Below are 16,022 nucleotides of genomic sequence, written 5' to 3'. Positions count from 1 at the left end.
TTAAATCTATGGATGTACAGCGAGTCATACTGGTTGCCGCTCTAGCGCTTATCTCATACATGCTGGTTTTACAGTGGAATGATGATTACGGTCAGCAACAAATAGCACAAACCCCTGTTGCTTCTGTTTCTGTCTATGGCAGTACATCAACAAGCAGCGACCTTCCAACTACAGTTAGCCCCACCAGTTCAAGCAATAGCCCGGGAGATTTACCGACAACCGGTATTAAACCTGTAGCAAACGCTTCAACGCAGCTTATTACTGTAAAAACAGATGTTCTGGACGTTCTTATCGATGCTAAAGGCGGCGATATTATTCAGGTAGCATTGCCTGCCTATAAAGCTACTCTCGGCAGCGACCTACCTTTTATTCTTCTGGAACAAACACCTACCCGCACTTATGTTTCTCAGAGTGGCCTGGTTGGTCCTGACGGCCCGGATGCAAATCCAGCCGGACGCCCTACCTATTCAGTAGAGAAGAGCCAATACATACTGGATGACCAGGACAGCATTAATGTAGATTTACTGCTGACAGACGAAAACGGCGTTAACATAACTAAGCGATATATATTTTCGAAAGGCTCTTACACTATCGGCCAGGAATATATCGTCAATAATGGATCCAGCAAGCCATTTGCGGCCAATCTTTTTGCGCAGATCAAACGCGACAAAAGTCCAGATCCAAACTCATCTACTGATATGGGTATGCAGTCTTATCTTGGGCCTGTCTTCTCTATCACTGAAGATAAGTACAAAAAATACTCTTTTGATGATGTTGATGAAGCTAACTTCAAGTCAACCTCCGTTGATGGCTGGGCAGCCATGGTTCAGCACTACTTTTTAAGTGCCTGGATTCCTGCGCCTGGCGCGGGTGCTGAGTACACTTACAGCACCCGTAAGTTAAATGACAACTACATTGCTGGTTTTGTTTCTCCTTCTTTTGAAGTCCCTGCTGGCGGTGAAAAAACAGTCTCAGCGTCTTTCTATGCCGGCCCTAAAGATGTAGACCAGATGGAAGCAGCGGCACCAATGCTGGATCGCACGCTCGATTTCGGCTGGTTGTGGTGGATCGCATCGCCTCTATATATCCTGCTGAAATGGATTCATGGTGTGGTTGGTAACTGGGGGCTGACTATTATTTGCATCACGCTTCTAGTGAAAGCGTTACTCTTCCAGCTAAATGCTAAAGCATTTAAATCTATGGCCAAAATGCGTAAATTTGGCCCTGAGATGGCGCGCCTGAAAGTACTGCATGGCGATGATCGTCAAAAGATGTCTCAGGTGATGATGGAGTTGTACAAAAAAGAGAAGATCAATCCGCTAGGTGGTTGTTTACCTATCGTGGCACAGATGCCGATCTTCATCTCTCTGTACTGGGTTCTGATGGAATCTGTTGAATTACGTCAGGCTGACTTTCTCTACCTGACCGATCTTTCAACTAAAGATCCTTACTTTATTCTGCCTATTATTATGGGCGTGAGTATGTTTATTCAGCAATCGCTGAACCCTGCACCACCAGATCCTATGCAAGCCAAAGTGATGAAGATGTTGCCTATCATGTTTACATTCTTCTTCTTATGGTTCCCTGCAGGTCTGACGCTGTACTGGGTAGTGAACAATATTCTGTCGATTGCACAGCAATACGTAATCAACAAACAGATTGAAGCCGAACCGGTCAAGACTTAACATAGCTTGATGTAAAAAAAGGCTCCTACGGGAGCCTTTTTCAATCCCCCTAAGAAAACGGAGTACCTATGAGCCTGACAACACAAGAAACCATTGCAGCACAAGCAACAGCCCCCGGGCGTGGCGGTGTAGGTATTATTCGTGTTTCAGGTCCTAAAGCAGCGGAGATTGCTGAATCCGTACTGGGGCATATTCCTAAGCCTCGTTATGCTCATTATGGTGCTTTTAAAGATGAGCAAGGTAATGAACTGGATGAAGGTATAGCGTTATATTTTCCTGGCCCACACTCTTTTACGGGTGAAGATATACTTGAACTACAAGGTCACGGTGGACCGGTTGTCATGGATTTTCTATTACAGAGAGTTCAATCACTCGGGGCCCGACTGGCCAGGCCAGGTGAGTTTTCCGAACGCGCTTTCCTCAACGACAAGCTCGATCTTGCACAAGCCGAAGCCATCGCCGACCTGATCGATAGCTCCTCACAACAGGCGGCACGGTGCGCACTACGCTCTTTGCAGGGCGCATTCTCGCGTCGTATCGATACTTTGGTTGAGTCACTTATCCAATTACGTATCTACGTTGAAGCGGCCATCGATTTTCCTGAAGAGGAGATCGATTTTCTGGCAGACGGTAAAGTACTCGGTGACCTGTACGCGATTATCGCTAATCTGGACGCCGTGCTAAAAGAAGCTAAACAAGGCAGCCTGATCCGTGAAGGTATGAGTGTTGTTATTGCCGGGCGCCCGAATGCTGGAAAATCCAGCCTGCTTAACGCGCTGGCAGGACGCGAAACCGCCATTGTCACCGATATCGCCGGTACCACGCGTGACGTACTCCGAGAACATATCCACATCGACGGTATGCCACTGCACATCATAGATACAGCCGGGCTACGCGATGCCCCGGATGAAGTCGAACGTATTGGTATCAGCCGTGCCTGGGATGAGATTCACAAAGCGGATCGGGTTTTATTAATGGTCGATAGCACCAAAACTCATGCCGATGATCCACATCAGATATGGCCGGAGTTTGTCGACCAGCTACAAGACCAAAGCAAGATCACCGTCATACGTAACAAATCAGATCTTAGCGGCGAAGGATACGGCCTGCAAGACGTGCACGGCCACACCCTGATTAACCTTTCAGCTAAAGACGGGCAGGGGATAGACACCCTCAGAGAGCACCTTAAAACCTGTATGGGTTACCAGGCGACCACTGAAGGCGGATTCCTGGCACGCCGCCGTCACCTTGAAGCGCTAAATACCGCTGCCCAATTGCTGGAAACCGGACGCGATCAACTTATCCACAACGGCGCGGGGGAATTACTCGCAGAAGACCTCAGACAAGCTCAGCAAGCCCTAAGCGAAATTACCGGGCAGTTCAGTAATGACGACCTATTGGGCAGAATTTTTTCAAGCTTTTGTATTGGCAAGTGAAGATCAGTTTTGATCTTTTAAATGGTTTGCAACATGTGTTGCTCAGGTTCAGGCTCAGCCAAAACGGAATGCCGATAACTGAGTCTTGAGCACCTGTTGCGAATAAATTTTGCTACCTCGGTCTGCACCGGCAGCGCCTGCAACCACCATCAGTGGTATCAGGTGCTCTTCACCGCCTGACGGATGGCACTGCAGCGCATATGGCGCATGAGCCCAGTCACGAAGGCCCGTAAATCTCTGCTCTGGTGTGGCTTCAATGGTCTTGGTCAACCACTCATCAAAAGCCTGCGACGGCACGGTGAAATTTGTATCGCCGAAGCCCCGCATATTATGAAAACTCATGCCACTGCCAATGATCAAGACTCCTTCTTCTCGCAACGATGCGAGTGCCTTGCCTGCAGCCAGATGCGACTCTGAGTCAAGATCGCTACGTAACGACAGTTGCACCACCGGAATATCAGCGTCAGGGAACATCAGCTTTAAAGGGATGAACATGCCATGGTCAAAACCTCTCGAAGCATCCTGCTCACTGCTTAAACCTGCCTTAGAGAGCATAGTGCTAACCTGTTCAGCCAATATTGGTGCGCCAGCCGCAGGATAAGCCAGCTCATAAGTATGATCAGGGAAGCCGTAATAATCATAAATCAGTTCGGGCTTCACTCCACTGGTCACGCTGAAGGCAGACGCTTGCCAATGAGCGCTAATGATCAAAATTGCCTTTGGGCGTTCTGGCAAGTGGCTAGCGATATTTTTAAGAAAAACAGCCATGCCGTCGAAAGTGTCGGACGGCTGCCAGTCCATAAAGAAGCATGGCCCTGCGCCATGAGGTATAAAGAGTACCGGCTGAGTCACTGAGTCACCAGATAAGTTCTGTGTAGCCGTTGTTGTGTCGTTCATTGTCTATTGCTCCGCAATAAGAATCTGCAACGACTATAGCCTCACTCTTAAAATAAGAGAACATGCTATTATTCTCAACTGTTCCTACTCTAAGCAGGAAATAAACAGGTGTGTAATAAATGTTGGATCATTTGACTAGCATGCGGGTTTTTATTCAGGCAGTTGCTCAGGGCAGTCTTTCTGCGGCAGGCCGTGCTTTAGCTATGTCGCCTGCCATGGCGACCAAACATATGGATGCTCTGGAAGCGAAACTGGGTATTAAACTGTTACATCGCACGACGCGACAATTGACACTAACAGACTCTGGTAGTGAATATCTGGAAGCCTGCCAACGTATTTTGCAAGAACTCGACGAAGCCGAAGCGGAAGTCAGTGCTCAAAGAGTGGAGGCCATCGGGCGATTGCGTATCAATATGCCGCTATCCTTTGGAACACGCTTTATCACACCGCTGTTACCCGCTTTCAGTCGTCGATATCCACTGGTTGAATTAGAACTAGGGTTAAGTGATTCACAGCAGGATTTAATACAAGAAGGATGGGATTTGATAATCCGGGTCGGACATCTTGCCGATAGCTCGCTCAAAGCCAGGCGCTTAGGAGAATGCCCGATGCATGTGTGTGCATCACCGGAATATCTGGCTAGATATGGCACCCCCCGGCGTGTTGCTGATCTTTCAGGGCATAACTGTCTGAGCTATACCCGATCTCCGCTACAGGATAAAGGCACGTGGTCTTTTGGCCATGAGGGTGATGTTCAAGTGTCAGTTAAGGGGAACCTCAAGGCCGATAACGGAGATGCCTTGCTGGCCGCAGCACTGCAGGGGCAGGGCGTGATCTATCAGCCCAATTTTATCGTTTCAGATGCGCTGGCTCGCCATGCGCTGGTGGCTCTGGAACTCGACCATCCTCCTATCGACTTGGGCGGCCTGCATGTTCTCTTCCCTCCGGATCGCCGCCTGCCTGCAAAAGTAAGAGCGATGATCGACTATCTTGTCGAAGTTTTTTCAGAGTCACCCTGCCAACTCAAATGAAGGCGTACCCAGAGATCAGACCCTATTAACATAATAAAAAGTTATTAATTTTCATCCACATCCGCTGCATTATGACGTTCCGGCACCTGATCAGTTTCCTCGCCCCAGGTGCGATTGACCTTACGGCCACGGATAACGGCGGGGCGCTTAGCGATGTCTTTTGCCCAGCGCTGTACGTGTGTGTATTCATGCACCGATAGAAACTCAGCGGCGTCATACAGATGCCCCAGAACCAAACTTCCGTACCACGCCCAGATGGCAATATCAGCGATGCTGTATTCGTCACCGGCGATATAGGGCCGCTCTGCCAACGCACGATCCAGAACATCCAATTCACGTTTAACTTCCATGGTGAAACGATTGATCGGATACTCTAGTTTTTCAGGTGCATACGCATAAAAATGCCCGAAACCGCCGCCTAAATAAGGAGCGGATCCCATCTGCCAGAACAACCAGTTCATGACTTCGGTTCTGTCCGCAATCGCTTTGGGGAGCAGGGCATCGAACTTATCAGCAAGATAAAGCAGGATCGAAGCTGATTCAAACACGCGCAGCGGTGTTCCGCTACTGTTATCCACAAGCGCGGGGATTTTGGAATTGGGATTCACTTCAACAAAACCGCTTGAGAATTGATCGCCTTCCGTAATGCGAATGAGCCAGGCGTCATATTCTGCTTCTTTATGCCCCAGGGCCAAAAGCTCCTCAAGCATAACGGTGACTTTCACACCGTTAGGGGTAGCGAGAGAATACAGTTGCAGAGGATGCTTACCCACAGGCAAATCTTTAACGTGAGTGAAACCTGCAATAGGGCGGTTGATATTAGCGAATTCTCCGCCACTAGGTGCTTCCATAGTCCATACTTTCGGCGGCGTATAGGTTGTGTCACTCATGGGATTAGCCTCTTTTCGATAAGGTGAATAACTAATAACAATAGTTAAGATTTATAACACGCCTACTGCGTCATACAGGGATAAAAAAGCAATCTGCAAGACCAGAAACTTCAGTGAAAAGCGCCGATTACGCATAAACAGCTTAAAATTACTAATATTGAAGCGGCCCGACAGTGTCAGATGCATCCCCGATAAAGGCGATGCAATCACCCCGCCCGACCAGCACATCAAAAAGGTCATGGCTAAGAGATCAGGCGCGACATCAATAGTGGCTAGTAAACCTCCTGCTGTTGCAATGGTGATGACCGGATGCACGCCGGCAATCGCCAGAATAACCGATATTATCAACAATCCACTGGCTTGCCAGGCACCAAAATCGCTGAAGCCAAGCGTTATATTCGCAGATATCATCACTGATCCAATACCCACTGCCAAAACACCCGCCGCAAGAAACAATAACAATTCTGAACCAATATTGGGGATAACATTGATAATGTGGTGCTTATACCCAGAGACACCCACTGACGATCGCTTAAAGATCAGTATGACCAAGGGCAATAAGATCGATAAAAGAGCAATCAAGGTCAGCACAGGTACCCGCGGTAATAAGAAATGACAGGCCATAATCGACACCGCCAGCAATGAAGGCATCCATAAAGCAGACAGATCCAGTGGATAGCCTTTAAACTGATCGATGTCGTCCTCTTTACTAATATCAGTCCCGGCTATCCACAACGCGACAGCGGCTATGGGTAAGCCAGCAAGGGCCAACACAAACAGATGCGCTCCGGGGGCATTGGTAAGCGCCACCCCCATAGCCGCAAAAAAGGGAGACCAGAGAGCCGCTGTGCCAAACCCGCGAGACAATGTAACCGCTTGAGTAAGCGATAATGGTTGTTTCTGATTTAAACGTTCCGCCATGATCATCATGGCCGACAGGTTGATAACCGCGCCAAAAATATGCACACCCAATAAAGTTTTCCAAAAAGCGTTAGCACCCTGTGGTTCAAAGCGATCATCACTCATTTGAGAGGCGGCGATAAGACGTAAAAAACTAACGGCGGCTAACATCGTGACCAGCGCCTGATTTGCACTCAGCGCTTTGAGCCATAACATCGGCTCAGTGTGTGAACCGCTCCATAGCAGACAGCTGAGACCCACCAGTAAGATCAGGCCGGACTGCAATAACTGCATCCTGCGCACCCGTCGTAATAACAACATAGCAGCAAGCCAACCCGCTATTCCTGCCCACCAGCTGGGGACCATAGCGGTTAGCCCACTCGCAACAGACAGCAATATCATCAGATACAATATAATACCCGCCACACGGATATGAACAGGGCTTGTTGGTTGTGCATTCGAGTGATTATCTGACACGTTTTATCTCGCTTTTTATCTCACTGTTTTTTCTCACAACAGCTGCAGCGTTTATCTCATAACAGCCGCAGCACTGGCTCCTGTAACGCCCAGAGTTGCTCGCGTAATTGTAAAAGATGCTCACCCCAGTAGCGTTCGGTATTAAACCAGGGAAAGTTATGAGGAAAGGCCGGATCATCCCAGCGGCGCGCTATCCAGGCGGCATAATGCATCATGCGTAACGTTCGTAGCGCTTCTACCAAGTGCAGTTCACGGGGATCGAAGTCAGAAAATTCATTGTAGCCAGCGATCACTCCGCCTACCTGTAATTGTTGCTGATTACGATCTCCTGTTAAAAACATCCACAGATCCTGAATAGCCGGAGCCATACGCGCATCGTCAAAGTCGACAAAATGCGGCGTATTATCGCGCCATAAAATATTCCCCGCGTGGCAGTCACCATGCACACGTATCTGTTTCACATTGCCGGCACGCTTAAAAGCAGCATCAATTTCACGTAACAGATCTGAGGTGAGGCTGTCGTAAGAGATTTTTAGCGATGCTGGAATAAATTCACGGCTGATAAAGTCTGCGCTGTTAATACCGTAATTTTGAATATCCAAGGCTGGCCTGTGGATAAAAGGGTGCGTCTGGCCTGCTTGATGGATGCGCCCGATGGTATGACCCAGCTGAAACTGATGTTCAGCATCGTCCAGTTCAGGTGCACGACCACCACGACGTTCGAACAGGGAAAAACGAAAATCATTATAGCGAAAGAGGCTATCACCGTTAGCATCTTTCATCGGCGGCACAACAGAAAGATCCTGGTCCACCAGCTCAAACATAAACTGATGCTCTTCAAGAATCTGCTCATCACTCCAACGCTCAGGCCGGTAGAACTTAGCTATGAGGGGTGTTTTTTCATCAATACCGACTTGATAGACGCGATTTTCATAACTATTCAGCGCCATGATACGACCGTCGCTCAGATAACCAAGCGACTCCACAGCATCCGTCACAACATCAGGTTTTAATTCGAAAAAAGGCTGCTTATTCATAGCACTACCGCCGGAACAGATTATTAACCAGAATTCCATATACTAAACTGAGGCTATCTTAATAGCGCGCTTAATGTGCTTGCAATAGAATTTACTGACGCAAATACGATATTGATAAAACGGAGTGTGAGCGGAGTATTAATTACGGGAACGTCTTTAATTAAGTGGTAATACCGATAATCCTGGATCCATGCTGGCAGGATAGCATCGAATAAACGCAGGGTGTTTGTCGGTTACAACACTGATGACGAACCCGTCGATGCGCCCTTCATTGAAGACCCATTGAGGTGGATTCACGGCTTGTAAGCGTGGCAGCGATTGTTCCGTAAAGGAAAATACTATCTGCTCTTTCTCAGTAAGCGCTTTAAAGTATGCTTCCTTGGCACACCAGATCCGATAGAACATCGCTTGTTTTTTATTAAGATCAGCTAATAATTTCAGTTCTTCCTCGCTCATAAAAGCAGCGGCCAATTCAGTAAAATTAGTCCTGAAGCGGGTAAGCTCAACATCAACACCTACCACGCCGTTAGACAGCGCGAAGCAGATAAGCCCATTGCTATGCGTTAAACTGTAATGCATATGACTGGGTATATTTTCAATCTCTGGGGCTCTCGAAGGGTGTTCAATAAAAATCCATGCCACATCTGTTTCGTCAAAAACATCACTAAGCGCACGGCGCATAAGTAAACGGCTTTGCAAATATTCTCTGCGTTTTTTTGGGCTATTAATAGAACGCAGTCTTAGCATTTCACTGGGAGACAGTAGATTTTCTGCGTATTCTGAATCAGATTTTGTCAGCGCTTCTACTCTGGCGAACCAGAGCAAAAGCACACCATGACCGGAATACAGATCATTTAGCAAGTATTACAATATCTCCTGTCAGAGCAACGCCCGCCAGTATATTTCCGGCATGGCATTCATACTCTGACGTAGAGCTCATTTTCTTTTTCTTATAATTACTAGTGATATTAATGACCGCGTTACCACCATCTTTTTTAGCACGTTGCTGCAAGCTTATTAATGCAGACAACAAAACCCAACGACAAGCCTCTTCATCTTTTTTATTAAAAGCATTTGTTTTCTTATTAGTAGAAACATTTCCATAGGAATGTTTTACTTTTGAATGGCCTTGCTTACCAAAGTATAAACGAATAGAAGGGTCCAATTTTTCTTTGAAATCAGAAGATTGGAGCGCATCTTGAATTGAAAAATTATGAGCAGTATCGCGACTGTACGCTTCAGGGGCCACTAAGAACAAAGTGGCACTCAAGAGTAGCGTTAAAAACTTCATTGATAATCTCTCCATAGTAAGGTCGTTTCCATAAGAGCGCAGGATTATATGCGTCCGTGATAGCTGATTCAATGAATGAATGGCTTGCATCAAATAGAATGGACAGTAAAATTAGTTCTTCTTGATAAAAGCGCCCTTGATAAAAGCGCTTCCTGATAAGCGTACTTATTAGAAAGGAATCGCACGTATAATCAGGAACGATTACTGATCCTGCTGTACACCCATTGATGTTTTCAACAGGAGTTCCACGGGTGATAACAATTCAGCTTGAATCCTGGGCCGCTATGGCTCCGGGACTCGACTCAAAAGAAGCGTGGCTACAGTGGTTGAAGCAACCTGACACGATTCCTGAAACACTGGGCGTCTTGCCTTTAAAAGAGATTCCTCCATTGCTGCGTCGCCGCTTCAGTGCTTTGGGTAAATGTGCGATGGGCGCTACCTTGCAATTACTCGAAGAAGAGACACAGCTACCGAGTATTTTTGCCTCACGACACGGTGATACCGGACTCACACTATCCCTGTTAAATGAAATGGGGCGAGATGAACCCATGTCTCCGACAGGCTTCAGCCTTGCCGTGCATAATGCCGTTAGTGGCTTATATACAATAGCCCGTAAAGATACCAGCGCGGTCACTGCGATTGCGGCGATAGAAGGGCTCACCTTACAAACATTATTTGAAGTCGCTGGGCAGTTACAAGAATCAGAAAAAGTCCTCTGTGTTCTATATGATGTACCCTTGCCTGATATATATCGTCGCTATGCAGTGGGTGAAAATTTCCCCTATGCAATCGCCATGATTTTCAGCCGGACTGGCAAAACCTCATTATGTATTGAGCCAATGGATACTCCAGACATCCTGGAAGCTCACCCTTCACATTCAGAGCCTATACGCCTGATTTCGCTGCTTGCAGGTATATCAGACACTATGAGGTTAACGGTAAATGGCGCGCACTGGCGAATAACAAGAGCGATAGCTGAATGACCTATACTCTGGTCAATCAAGGCTGGCGCTGGTTAGGCACGGCCTTTAGCTTTTTTATTTTTGGGCTTGGGGGCATTTTCATACCGATAATCGTCGTACCCGTTTTGTATAGCCTACCGGGGAGCAAACAACAGCGTGAGCAACGTACCCAAAAAGTGATTCACTATGCCTTTCGATTTTACATCGGGATGATGCGAGTGCTTGGTGTACTGTCGTACCAAATAAGTGGGATAGAAAAACTACAGAACGCGAAATTGATACTAGCTAATCACCCGTCTCTGATTGATGTTATTTTCCTGATTGCACTAGTGCCCAATGCCAACTGCGTCGTAAAAAGTAAGTTGCTCCGTAACCCTTTTATACGAGGGCCGGTCAAAGCCGCAGGTTATATTATTAATGATAATCCAGAAGAGGTTATTGCTGCTGCCGCTGTCGCATTTGCTAAAGGCCATGCGCTCATCTTATTCCCGGAAGGCACGCGAACAACGCCATTAGAGCCACTACATTTTAAAAGAGGTGCGGCAAATATCTCGGTAAGGGCAATGGCCGATATCACACCGGTTATTATCGATTGCCATCCGGCTACATTAACAAAAGATGATCGCTGGTATCAGGTACCGGCACAAAAAGTCCATTTTCAAATCCATGTAAAAGACCCTATTCAGATTGAAGCCTATCTCCAAAAAAGCATAATTCCCTCTAAACAGGTACGCTTATTAACCAGTGACCTGGAAGCCTATTTTAATAAGGAACGCATACAGCATGAGTAACCTCCACCTCGAACTTAAAAAGATGATCATTGAGTCATTAGATCTGGAAGATATTGAGGCATCAGAGATCATTGATGATGCTCCTCTTTTTGTGGATGGATTAGGGCTGGACTCTATTGATGCGCTGGAAATAGGACTCGCTCTGCAAAAACGTTACGGCATTAAACTTAAAGCCGATGCAGAAGAAACCCGCCAACATTTTTCCAGTATCAATGCGTTAGTTGCACTGGTTGAATCCCACGGTTCAAAATAAGAGATCAGTATGAAAACTCAGGAAGAGATTTATCAGAAAATAGCATCCATTCTGGAAGAGCTTTTTGAGGTCGATCCTCAGAAAATAACTCCAGAAGCAAACTTATATCAGGATCTGGACATCGACAGTATTGATGCGGTTGACTTGGTCGTTGAGCTGAAAAAGGTAACCGGTAAAAAAATCCAACCTGAAGACTTTAAAGCCGTACGTAGCGTTCAGGATGTTGTGATAGAAGTTCAAAAGCTCATTAGCAACGATTAATGAAAACGTTTTTTAGAATCATCATTATTCTGTTATCGGTCTGCTACCCCTTTATCGTCTATTGGGGATTACAACACTACGATGCAGGCCTACTGCTGCCGGTTATCCTTTGCCTGCTAGGCGCAAAATTACTGGCCGGTGGATCACAACGGCCGGAACGCTATGTGATCGCGTTTACATTGGTAGGCATTGTGGTGATTGCGCTGGCATGGGAAAAACAGATAGGCCTGAAATTTTATCCGGTCATGATGAATCTAGGTTTTTTTACTCTATTTTTCAGTAGCTTATGGTCAACACAAAGTATTGTTGAACGACTTGCTCGACTGAAAGAACCCGATTTACCGGCCGAAGGAGTGGCGTATACCCGAAAAGTAACGGCTGTATGGAGCGCATTTTTCTTATTCAATGGTACGTTGGCTGCCATCACCGCTCTCTGGACAAGCGATGAAGTGTGGATGCTCTATAACGGCTTTATTGCTTATCTGTTGATCGGAACACTGGCAGGAGCTGAATGGCTCATCCGTCAAGGTGTTAGGCGAGGCCGCTGATATGAAAAAATTGACACCTCTGTCCTGTTGGTTGCGAATACCGCCAACCCACACCATCGCAGTAACGCTGGGTGAAACCATTGCCGCGCAAGCGCTGAAAAAAAACGTCGAAGATTGGATGCGGGTTATACACAGCAAGTCTGGTGCGCGCTGGGCGGTGTTCCACCATGATAGTTACGAGTTTCTATCTATTCTTCTTGCCCTGTGGCAATTGCAGCGTATTGCTTGCGTACCCGGTGATAACCGGCCTGGTACGGTAAAACGGCTGACATCCCATGTTGATGGCTTCATTGGCGAATTTCCGATCCAATCAGTGCTCACAGCCAACGCTTGCTTACCCGCTTCAGAATCTCAGCAACTGCCATTACAGCAGCTCCCATTACAGCAACTAGCACAACCATGGCAACCTTTAGACCCTGATGCCATCGCTCTGGAAATATATACATCGGGCTCCACGGGTGAGCCTACACCGATCAGCAAAACACTTGCTCAATTGGAGCGAGAAATAGCCATTTTAGAATCGCTCTGGCCTACCCGGCTTAGCCATCCTTCTGATAACCAGAGCCCCGTACAAAACAGTTCTGAACAAAACAGCCTTTTACAAAACAGCGCTGTTAAAAAGTGCTCTGTCGTACTGGGGACCGTATCCCACCAGCACCTCTACGGCATGACCTTTCGTTTACTCTGGCCGTTTTGCAGTGGCCGGGTGTTTGAAACAACGATCTGTGAATATACAGAAGATATTCTGTACCAGGCACACCATTATTCTACGTTTGAGCTGATCTCCAGTCCTTCCCATCTGGGACGGATCAATACCTCTATAGACTGGGAACCACTGAAACAACGCTGTATTGGCATAGTCTCATCGGCGGCGCCCTTATCCCGCGAAGATAGTACGAATGTGCGAGCATTACTCGACACCTCAGTACGCGAAATTTATGGTAGCTCTGAAACCGGCGCTGTTGCCTGGCGCATTCAGACTCCCGATCAGAAAGAGTCACTCTGGCAGTCCCTGCCGCAAATCAATTTATCCAGCACGGATGAAGGCACTCTGCGGGTAACATCACCTTATTTGGGCGATGTAAATCAGCTTACTCTGGCTGATAAGGTGGAATTTATTCAGCCTGGAAAATTCAGGCTGATAGGACGCATCGACCGGATTGTTAAAGTGGAAGGCAAACGCGTCTCACTTGCCGCTATTGAACAACAACTACTAAAAAATAATGAGGTCCGAGGCGCACGGGCATTAACCTTAACGCGTACGCGTATCGAAACCGCCGTGGTTATTCAGCTGACAGAAAGCGCCTGGTTGCAATTACAACAGTACGGCCGAAAACCTCTGATCACGCGCCTTAAAAATCACTTGTCAGCAGATTTCGAAACGGTTGTCCTGCCTCGCCGTTGGCGCTTTGTGCAGCAACTACCTTATAATTTACAGGGAAAAATCCCCTTGCAGACGTTACAATCTATGTTTGATAAAGAACCCGTCAAATGGCCTGAGATCAGCGCTGAATGCGTGACCGATAACCAGGCTACATTACACTGCTATATTCCCGTAACACTGCTTTATTTTGACGGACATTTTGCAGAAAACCCCATTCTTCCCGGCATTGTTCAAGTGCATTGGGCTGAAGCATACGGGCGCCGCTTGTTATCCGTTACCGGCTGTTTTTTGTCTCTGGAAGTCATTAAGTTTAAAAGCATCATTCCACCAGGCCAACAAATCACACTGACCCTGATCTACGATCAGGAGACTAAAAAACTCAGCTTTAGTTATACCTCCGATAAAGGAGAGCATTCCAGTGGACGTCTCTGCTTTGAATAAGCACTCTGAATACAAGCGCGAACCTATGCCAGAACATAAGCCCGAACATAAGCAAGAGTACAAGCCGGCCATTCTTATCCCTGTGTATAACCATGAAGACGCGATCGGCTCGACCTTAGATGACGCTCTACAATATGACTGCTCCGTTATGTTGGTCGATGATGGCTGCAGTACGCTATGCCGAGAACGATTAGTCTCTTTGCGTGATCAACACCATGCCCGTGTCATGTTACTGCAACTACCTGAAAACATAGGTAAAGGCGGAGCGCTGAAAGCCGGTTTCAGAGCACTGCTTGAGGCCGGATATACGCATGCGGTTCAGATTGACGCAGACGGCCAGCACACACTTACGGATCTGCCCTTATTTCTGGAGGCAAGCCGCGAAAATCCGGAAACACTGGTCACGGGGTACCCAAAATATGATGAATCTGTTCCAAAGATTCGCTATTACGGCCGCTACTTAACCCATGTATGGGTCTGGATTAATACGCTGTCCTTCGAGATTAAAGACACCATGTGTGGCTTTCGCGCTTATCCTCTTGAGGCGGTTGTCGATCTGCTTGAGCAGGAAAAATGCGGCAACCGTATGGATTTTGATTCCGAAGTGATGGTTCGCTGGCACTGGCGAGGAGGCCTTATTAAAAACATTCCTACGCAGGTTCGTTACCCTATGGATGGCGTATCTCACTTTAATATCTGGCACGATAATGTGTTGATATCTCTGATGCATACGCGATTATTTTTTGGCATGTTAGTTCGTTTACCTAAAATACTCTGGCGGAGAATCTATGTCTGAACCCGTCAAACACTGGTCAAAAATAGGCGAAACCGGCACGCTGCTAGGCATGAAAATATTGCTGGCCGTGTACCGGATTTTTGGCCGTCGGGGTTTTCGTGTGCTACTTTTTCCGGTGATGAGTTACTACTATCTCACACAAAAAAAGGCGCGCGATGCATCCAGGCAGTATTTGAATAAGCTTTCTTTATATACACAGACACCTGAAGCAGAAAACAACTTATCCACATTCCAGCATTTTCTAATGTTTGGTGAAGTACTACTCGACAAGTTCTTAGTCTGGATGGGACATATCCGCAGAGAGGATGTCATTTTTGAAACCCCTGATGCGTTTGAAAAGATCGATAGCAGTAATCGTGGCGGTATTATTATTGTTTCACACTTAGGCAATACCGAAGTATGCAGCGCTCTGGCTCATCAATTACCGGATATTCGCCTGACTGTGTTGGTTTATACACAGCATGCCGAAAAATTTAATGCGCTGATGAAAAAAGTGAATAACAGCGCACGTATCGAGATGCTACAGGTAACCGAAATGACGCCGGCGACAGCGATGCTCCTGTCGGAAAGAGTTGAAGCGGGGGAGTTCATTGTGATTGCAGGCGACCGTACACCCGTTACCGGCCATGCCCGCACCTCCCGCGTTAGTTTTTTAGGCAGCCCGGCACTCATGCCACAAGGCGCCTTCATTCTTTCGGGATTACTAAAATGCCCGGTGTATTTGATGTTTTGTCTTAAACAACAGGCGCACTACCATATTTATCTTGAGCACTTTACTGAGCAACTGCGCTTCTCACGCAAAGAGCGCCCAACAGCTATCCAGGATGCCGTACAACGCTATGCAGCGCGGCTAGAGCATTACTCCCTTATCGCGCCTTTACAATGGTTCAATTTCTTCCCTTTTTGGGCTGACGCTACTGACGATAGCACGCAATAACAGAA

At 47.1% G+C, this 16,022-nt stretch carries 17 protein-coding genes; 11 read left to right on the top strand and 6 right to left on the bottom strand.

All coding sequences use genetic code 11. The features are described from left to right. Window positions 1-8 precede the first annotated feature (8 nt). Both yidC and mnmE read left to right on the top strand, forming a co-directional pair. Complete coding sequence (gene yidC / locus Nant_RS00805; protein WP_054339740.1) at window positions 9-1,685, top strand: membrane protein insertase YidC; 1,677 nt, start codon at window positions 9-11, stop codon at window positions 1,683-1,685. 68 nt (window positions 1,686-1,753) lie between these two features. Next, window positions 1,754-3,121 carry a tRNA uridine-5-carboxymethylaminomethyl(34) synthesis GTPase MnmE gene (mnmE, locus tag Nant_RS00800; RefSeq protein WP_054339739.1) on the top strand — a complete coding sequence of 456 codons (1,368 nt, stop codon included), beginning with the start codon at window positions 1,754-1,756 and terminating at the stop codon, window positions 3,119-3,121. 54 nt (window positions 3,122-3,175) lie between these two features. Here the strand turns inward: mnmE and Nant_RS00795 are convergent, their stop codons facing one another. Next, on the bottom strand, window positions 3,176-4,018 hold the full coding sequence (locus Nant_RS00795) for a DODA-type extradiol aromatic ring-opening family dioxygenase (protein ID WP_054339738.1): 843 nt from the start codon (window positions 4,016-4,018) through the stop codon (window positions 3,176-3,178). Between the two features lie 119 nt (window positions 4,019-4,137). Here Nant_RS00795 and Nant_RS00790 point away from each other — a divergent pair, with 119 nt between their 5' ends. Then, a complete protein-coding gene (locus tag Nant_RS00790; RefSeq protein ID WP_054339737.1) occupies window positions 4,138-5,049 on the top strand; it encodes a LysR family transcriptional regulator in 912 nt (303 codons plus the stop codon). Between the two features lie 44 nt (window positions 5,050-5,093). Here the strand turns inward: Nant_RS00790 and yghU are convergent, their stop codons facing one another. From yghU to Nant_RS00765, 5 genes are all read right to left on the bottom strand, one after another. Then, entirely contained in the window at window positions 5,094-5,939 is an 846-nt protein-coding gene (gene yghU / locus Nant_RS00785; RefSeq protein ID WP_054339736.1) for a glutathione-dependent disulfide-bond oxidoreductase, read from the bottom strand. A gap of 51 nt (window positions 5,940-5,990) precedes the next feature. Further along, entirely contained in the window at window positions 5,991-7,316 is a 1,326-nt protein-coding gene (locus Nant_RS00780) for a hypothetical protein (protein WP_054339735.1), read from the bottom strand. Window positions 7,317-7,372: 56 nt separating this feature from the next. Continuing rightward, window positions 7,373-8,353 (bottom strand): serine/threonine protein kinase, encoded by a 981-nt coding sequence (locus tag Nant_RS00775; RefSeq protein WP_054339734.1) that lies wholly within the window; start codon window positions 8,351-8,353, stop codon window positions 7,373-7,375. Between the two features lie 156 nt (window positions 8,354-8,509). Next, window positions 8,510-9,214, bottom strand: coding sequence for a 4'-phosphopantetheinyl transferase family protein (locus Nant_RS00770; RefSeq protein WP_054339733.1), 705 nt, complete (start codon window positions 9,212-9,214; stop codon window positions 8,510-8,512). Further along, window positions 9,204-9,644, bottom strand: a complete 441-nt coding sequence (locus Nant_RS00765; RefSeq protein WP_054339732.1) for a hypothetical protein — start codon at window positions 9,642-9,644, stop codon at window positions 9,204-9,206. Before Nant_RS00765 ends, Nant_RS00770 begins: the two co-directional genes overlap by 11 nt. A gap of 251 nt (window positions 9,645-9,895) precedes the next feature. Between Nant_RS00765 and Nant_RS00760 the strand changes: the two genes are divergently transcribed. From Nant_RS00760 to Nant_RS00725, 8 genes are read left to right on the top strand one after another with little or no spacing between them, the layout of a single operon-like run. Further along, window positions 9,896-10,627: a beta-ketoacyl synthase chain length factor gene (locus tag Nant_RS00760; RefSeq protein ID WP_202904916.1), complete on the top strand. Its 732-nt coding sequence runs from the start codon at window positions 9,896-9,898 to the stop codon at window positions 10,625-10,627. Continuing rightward, window positions 10,624-11,397 carry a lysophospholipid acyltransferase family protein gene (locus Nant_RS00755; RefSeq protein WP_054339730.1) on the top strand — a complete coding sequence of 258 codons (774 nt, stop codon included), beginning with the start codon at window positions 10,624-10,626 and terminating at the stop codon, window positions 11,395-11,397. The genes Nant_RS00760 and Nant_RS00755 overlap by 4 nt, the downstream gene beginning before the upstream one ends. Then, complete coding sequence (locus Nant_RS00750) at window positions 11,390-11,650, top strand: phosphopantetheine-binding protein (RefSeq protein WP_054339729.1); 261 nt, start codon at window positions 11,390-11,392, stop codon at window positions 11,648-11,650. Before Nant_RS00755 ends, Nant_RS00750 begins: the two co-directional genes overlap by 8 nt. Before the next feature lie 9 nt (window positions 11,651-11,659). Further along, window positions 11,660-11,911, top strand: a complete 252-nt coding sequence (locus tag Nant_RS00745) for an acyl carrier protein (RefSeq protein WP_054339728.1) — start codon at window positions 11,660-11,662, stop codon at window positions 11,909-11,911. Then, window positions 11,911-12,459: a COG4648 family protein gene (locus Nant_RS00740; RefSeq protein ID WP_054339727.1), complete on the top strand. Its 549-nt coding sequence runs from the start codon at window positions 11,911-11,913 to the stop codon at window positions 12,457-12,459. The genes Nant_RS00745 and Nant_RS00740 overlap by 1 nt, the downstream gene beginning before the upstream one ends. A gap of 1 nt (window position 12,460) precedes the next feature. Continuing rightward, entirely contained in the window at window positions 12,461-14,284 is a 1,824-nt protein-coding gene (locus Nant_RS00735) for an ApeI family dehydratase (protein WP_076495917.1), read from the top strand. Then, window positions 14,262-15,080 (top strand): glycosyltransferase family 2 protein, encoded by an 819-nt coding sequence (locus tag Nant_RS00730; RefSeq protein ID WP_238377032.1) that lies wholly within the window; start codon window positions 14,262-14,264, stop codon window positions 15,078-15,080. Before Nant_RS00735 ends, Nant_RS00730 begins: the two co-directional genes overlap by 23 nt. Next, complete coding sequence (locus tag Nant_RS00725) at window positions 15,073-16,017, top strand: hypothetical protein (protein WP_054339725.1); 945 nt, start codon at window positions 15,073-15,075, stop codon at window positions 16,015-16,017. Before Nant_RS00730 ends, Nant_RS00725 begins: the two co-directional genes overlap by 8 nt. The last annotated feature ends 5 nt before the right edge of the window (window positions 16,018-16,022 follow it).

The sequence above is a fragment of the Neptunomonas antarctica genome (assembly GCF_001305295.1).
Taxonomy (GTDB): domain Bacteria; phylum Pseudomonadota; class Gammaproteobacteria; order Pseudomonadales; family Balneatricaceae; genus Neptunomonas; species Neptunomonas antarctica.
Note: the sequence above shows the minus strand (reverse complement) of the source record. Positions and strands in the feature narration are given on the sequence as shown.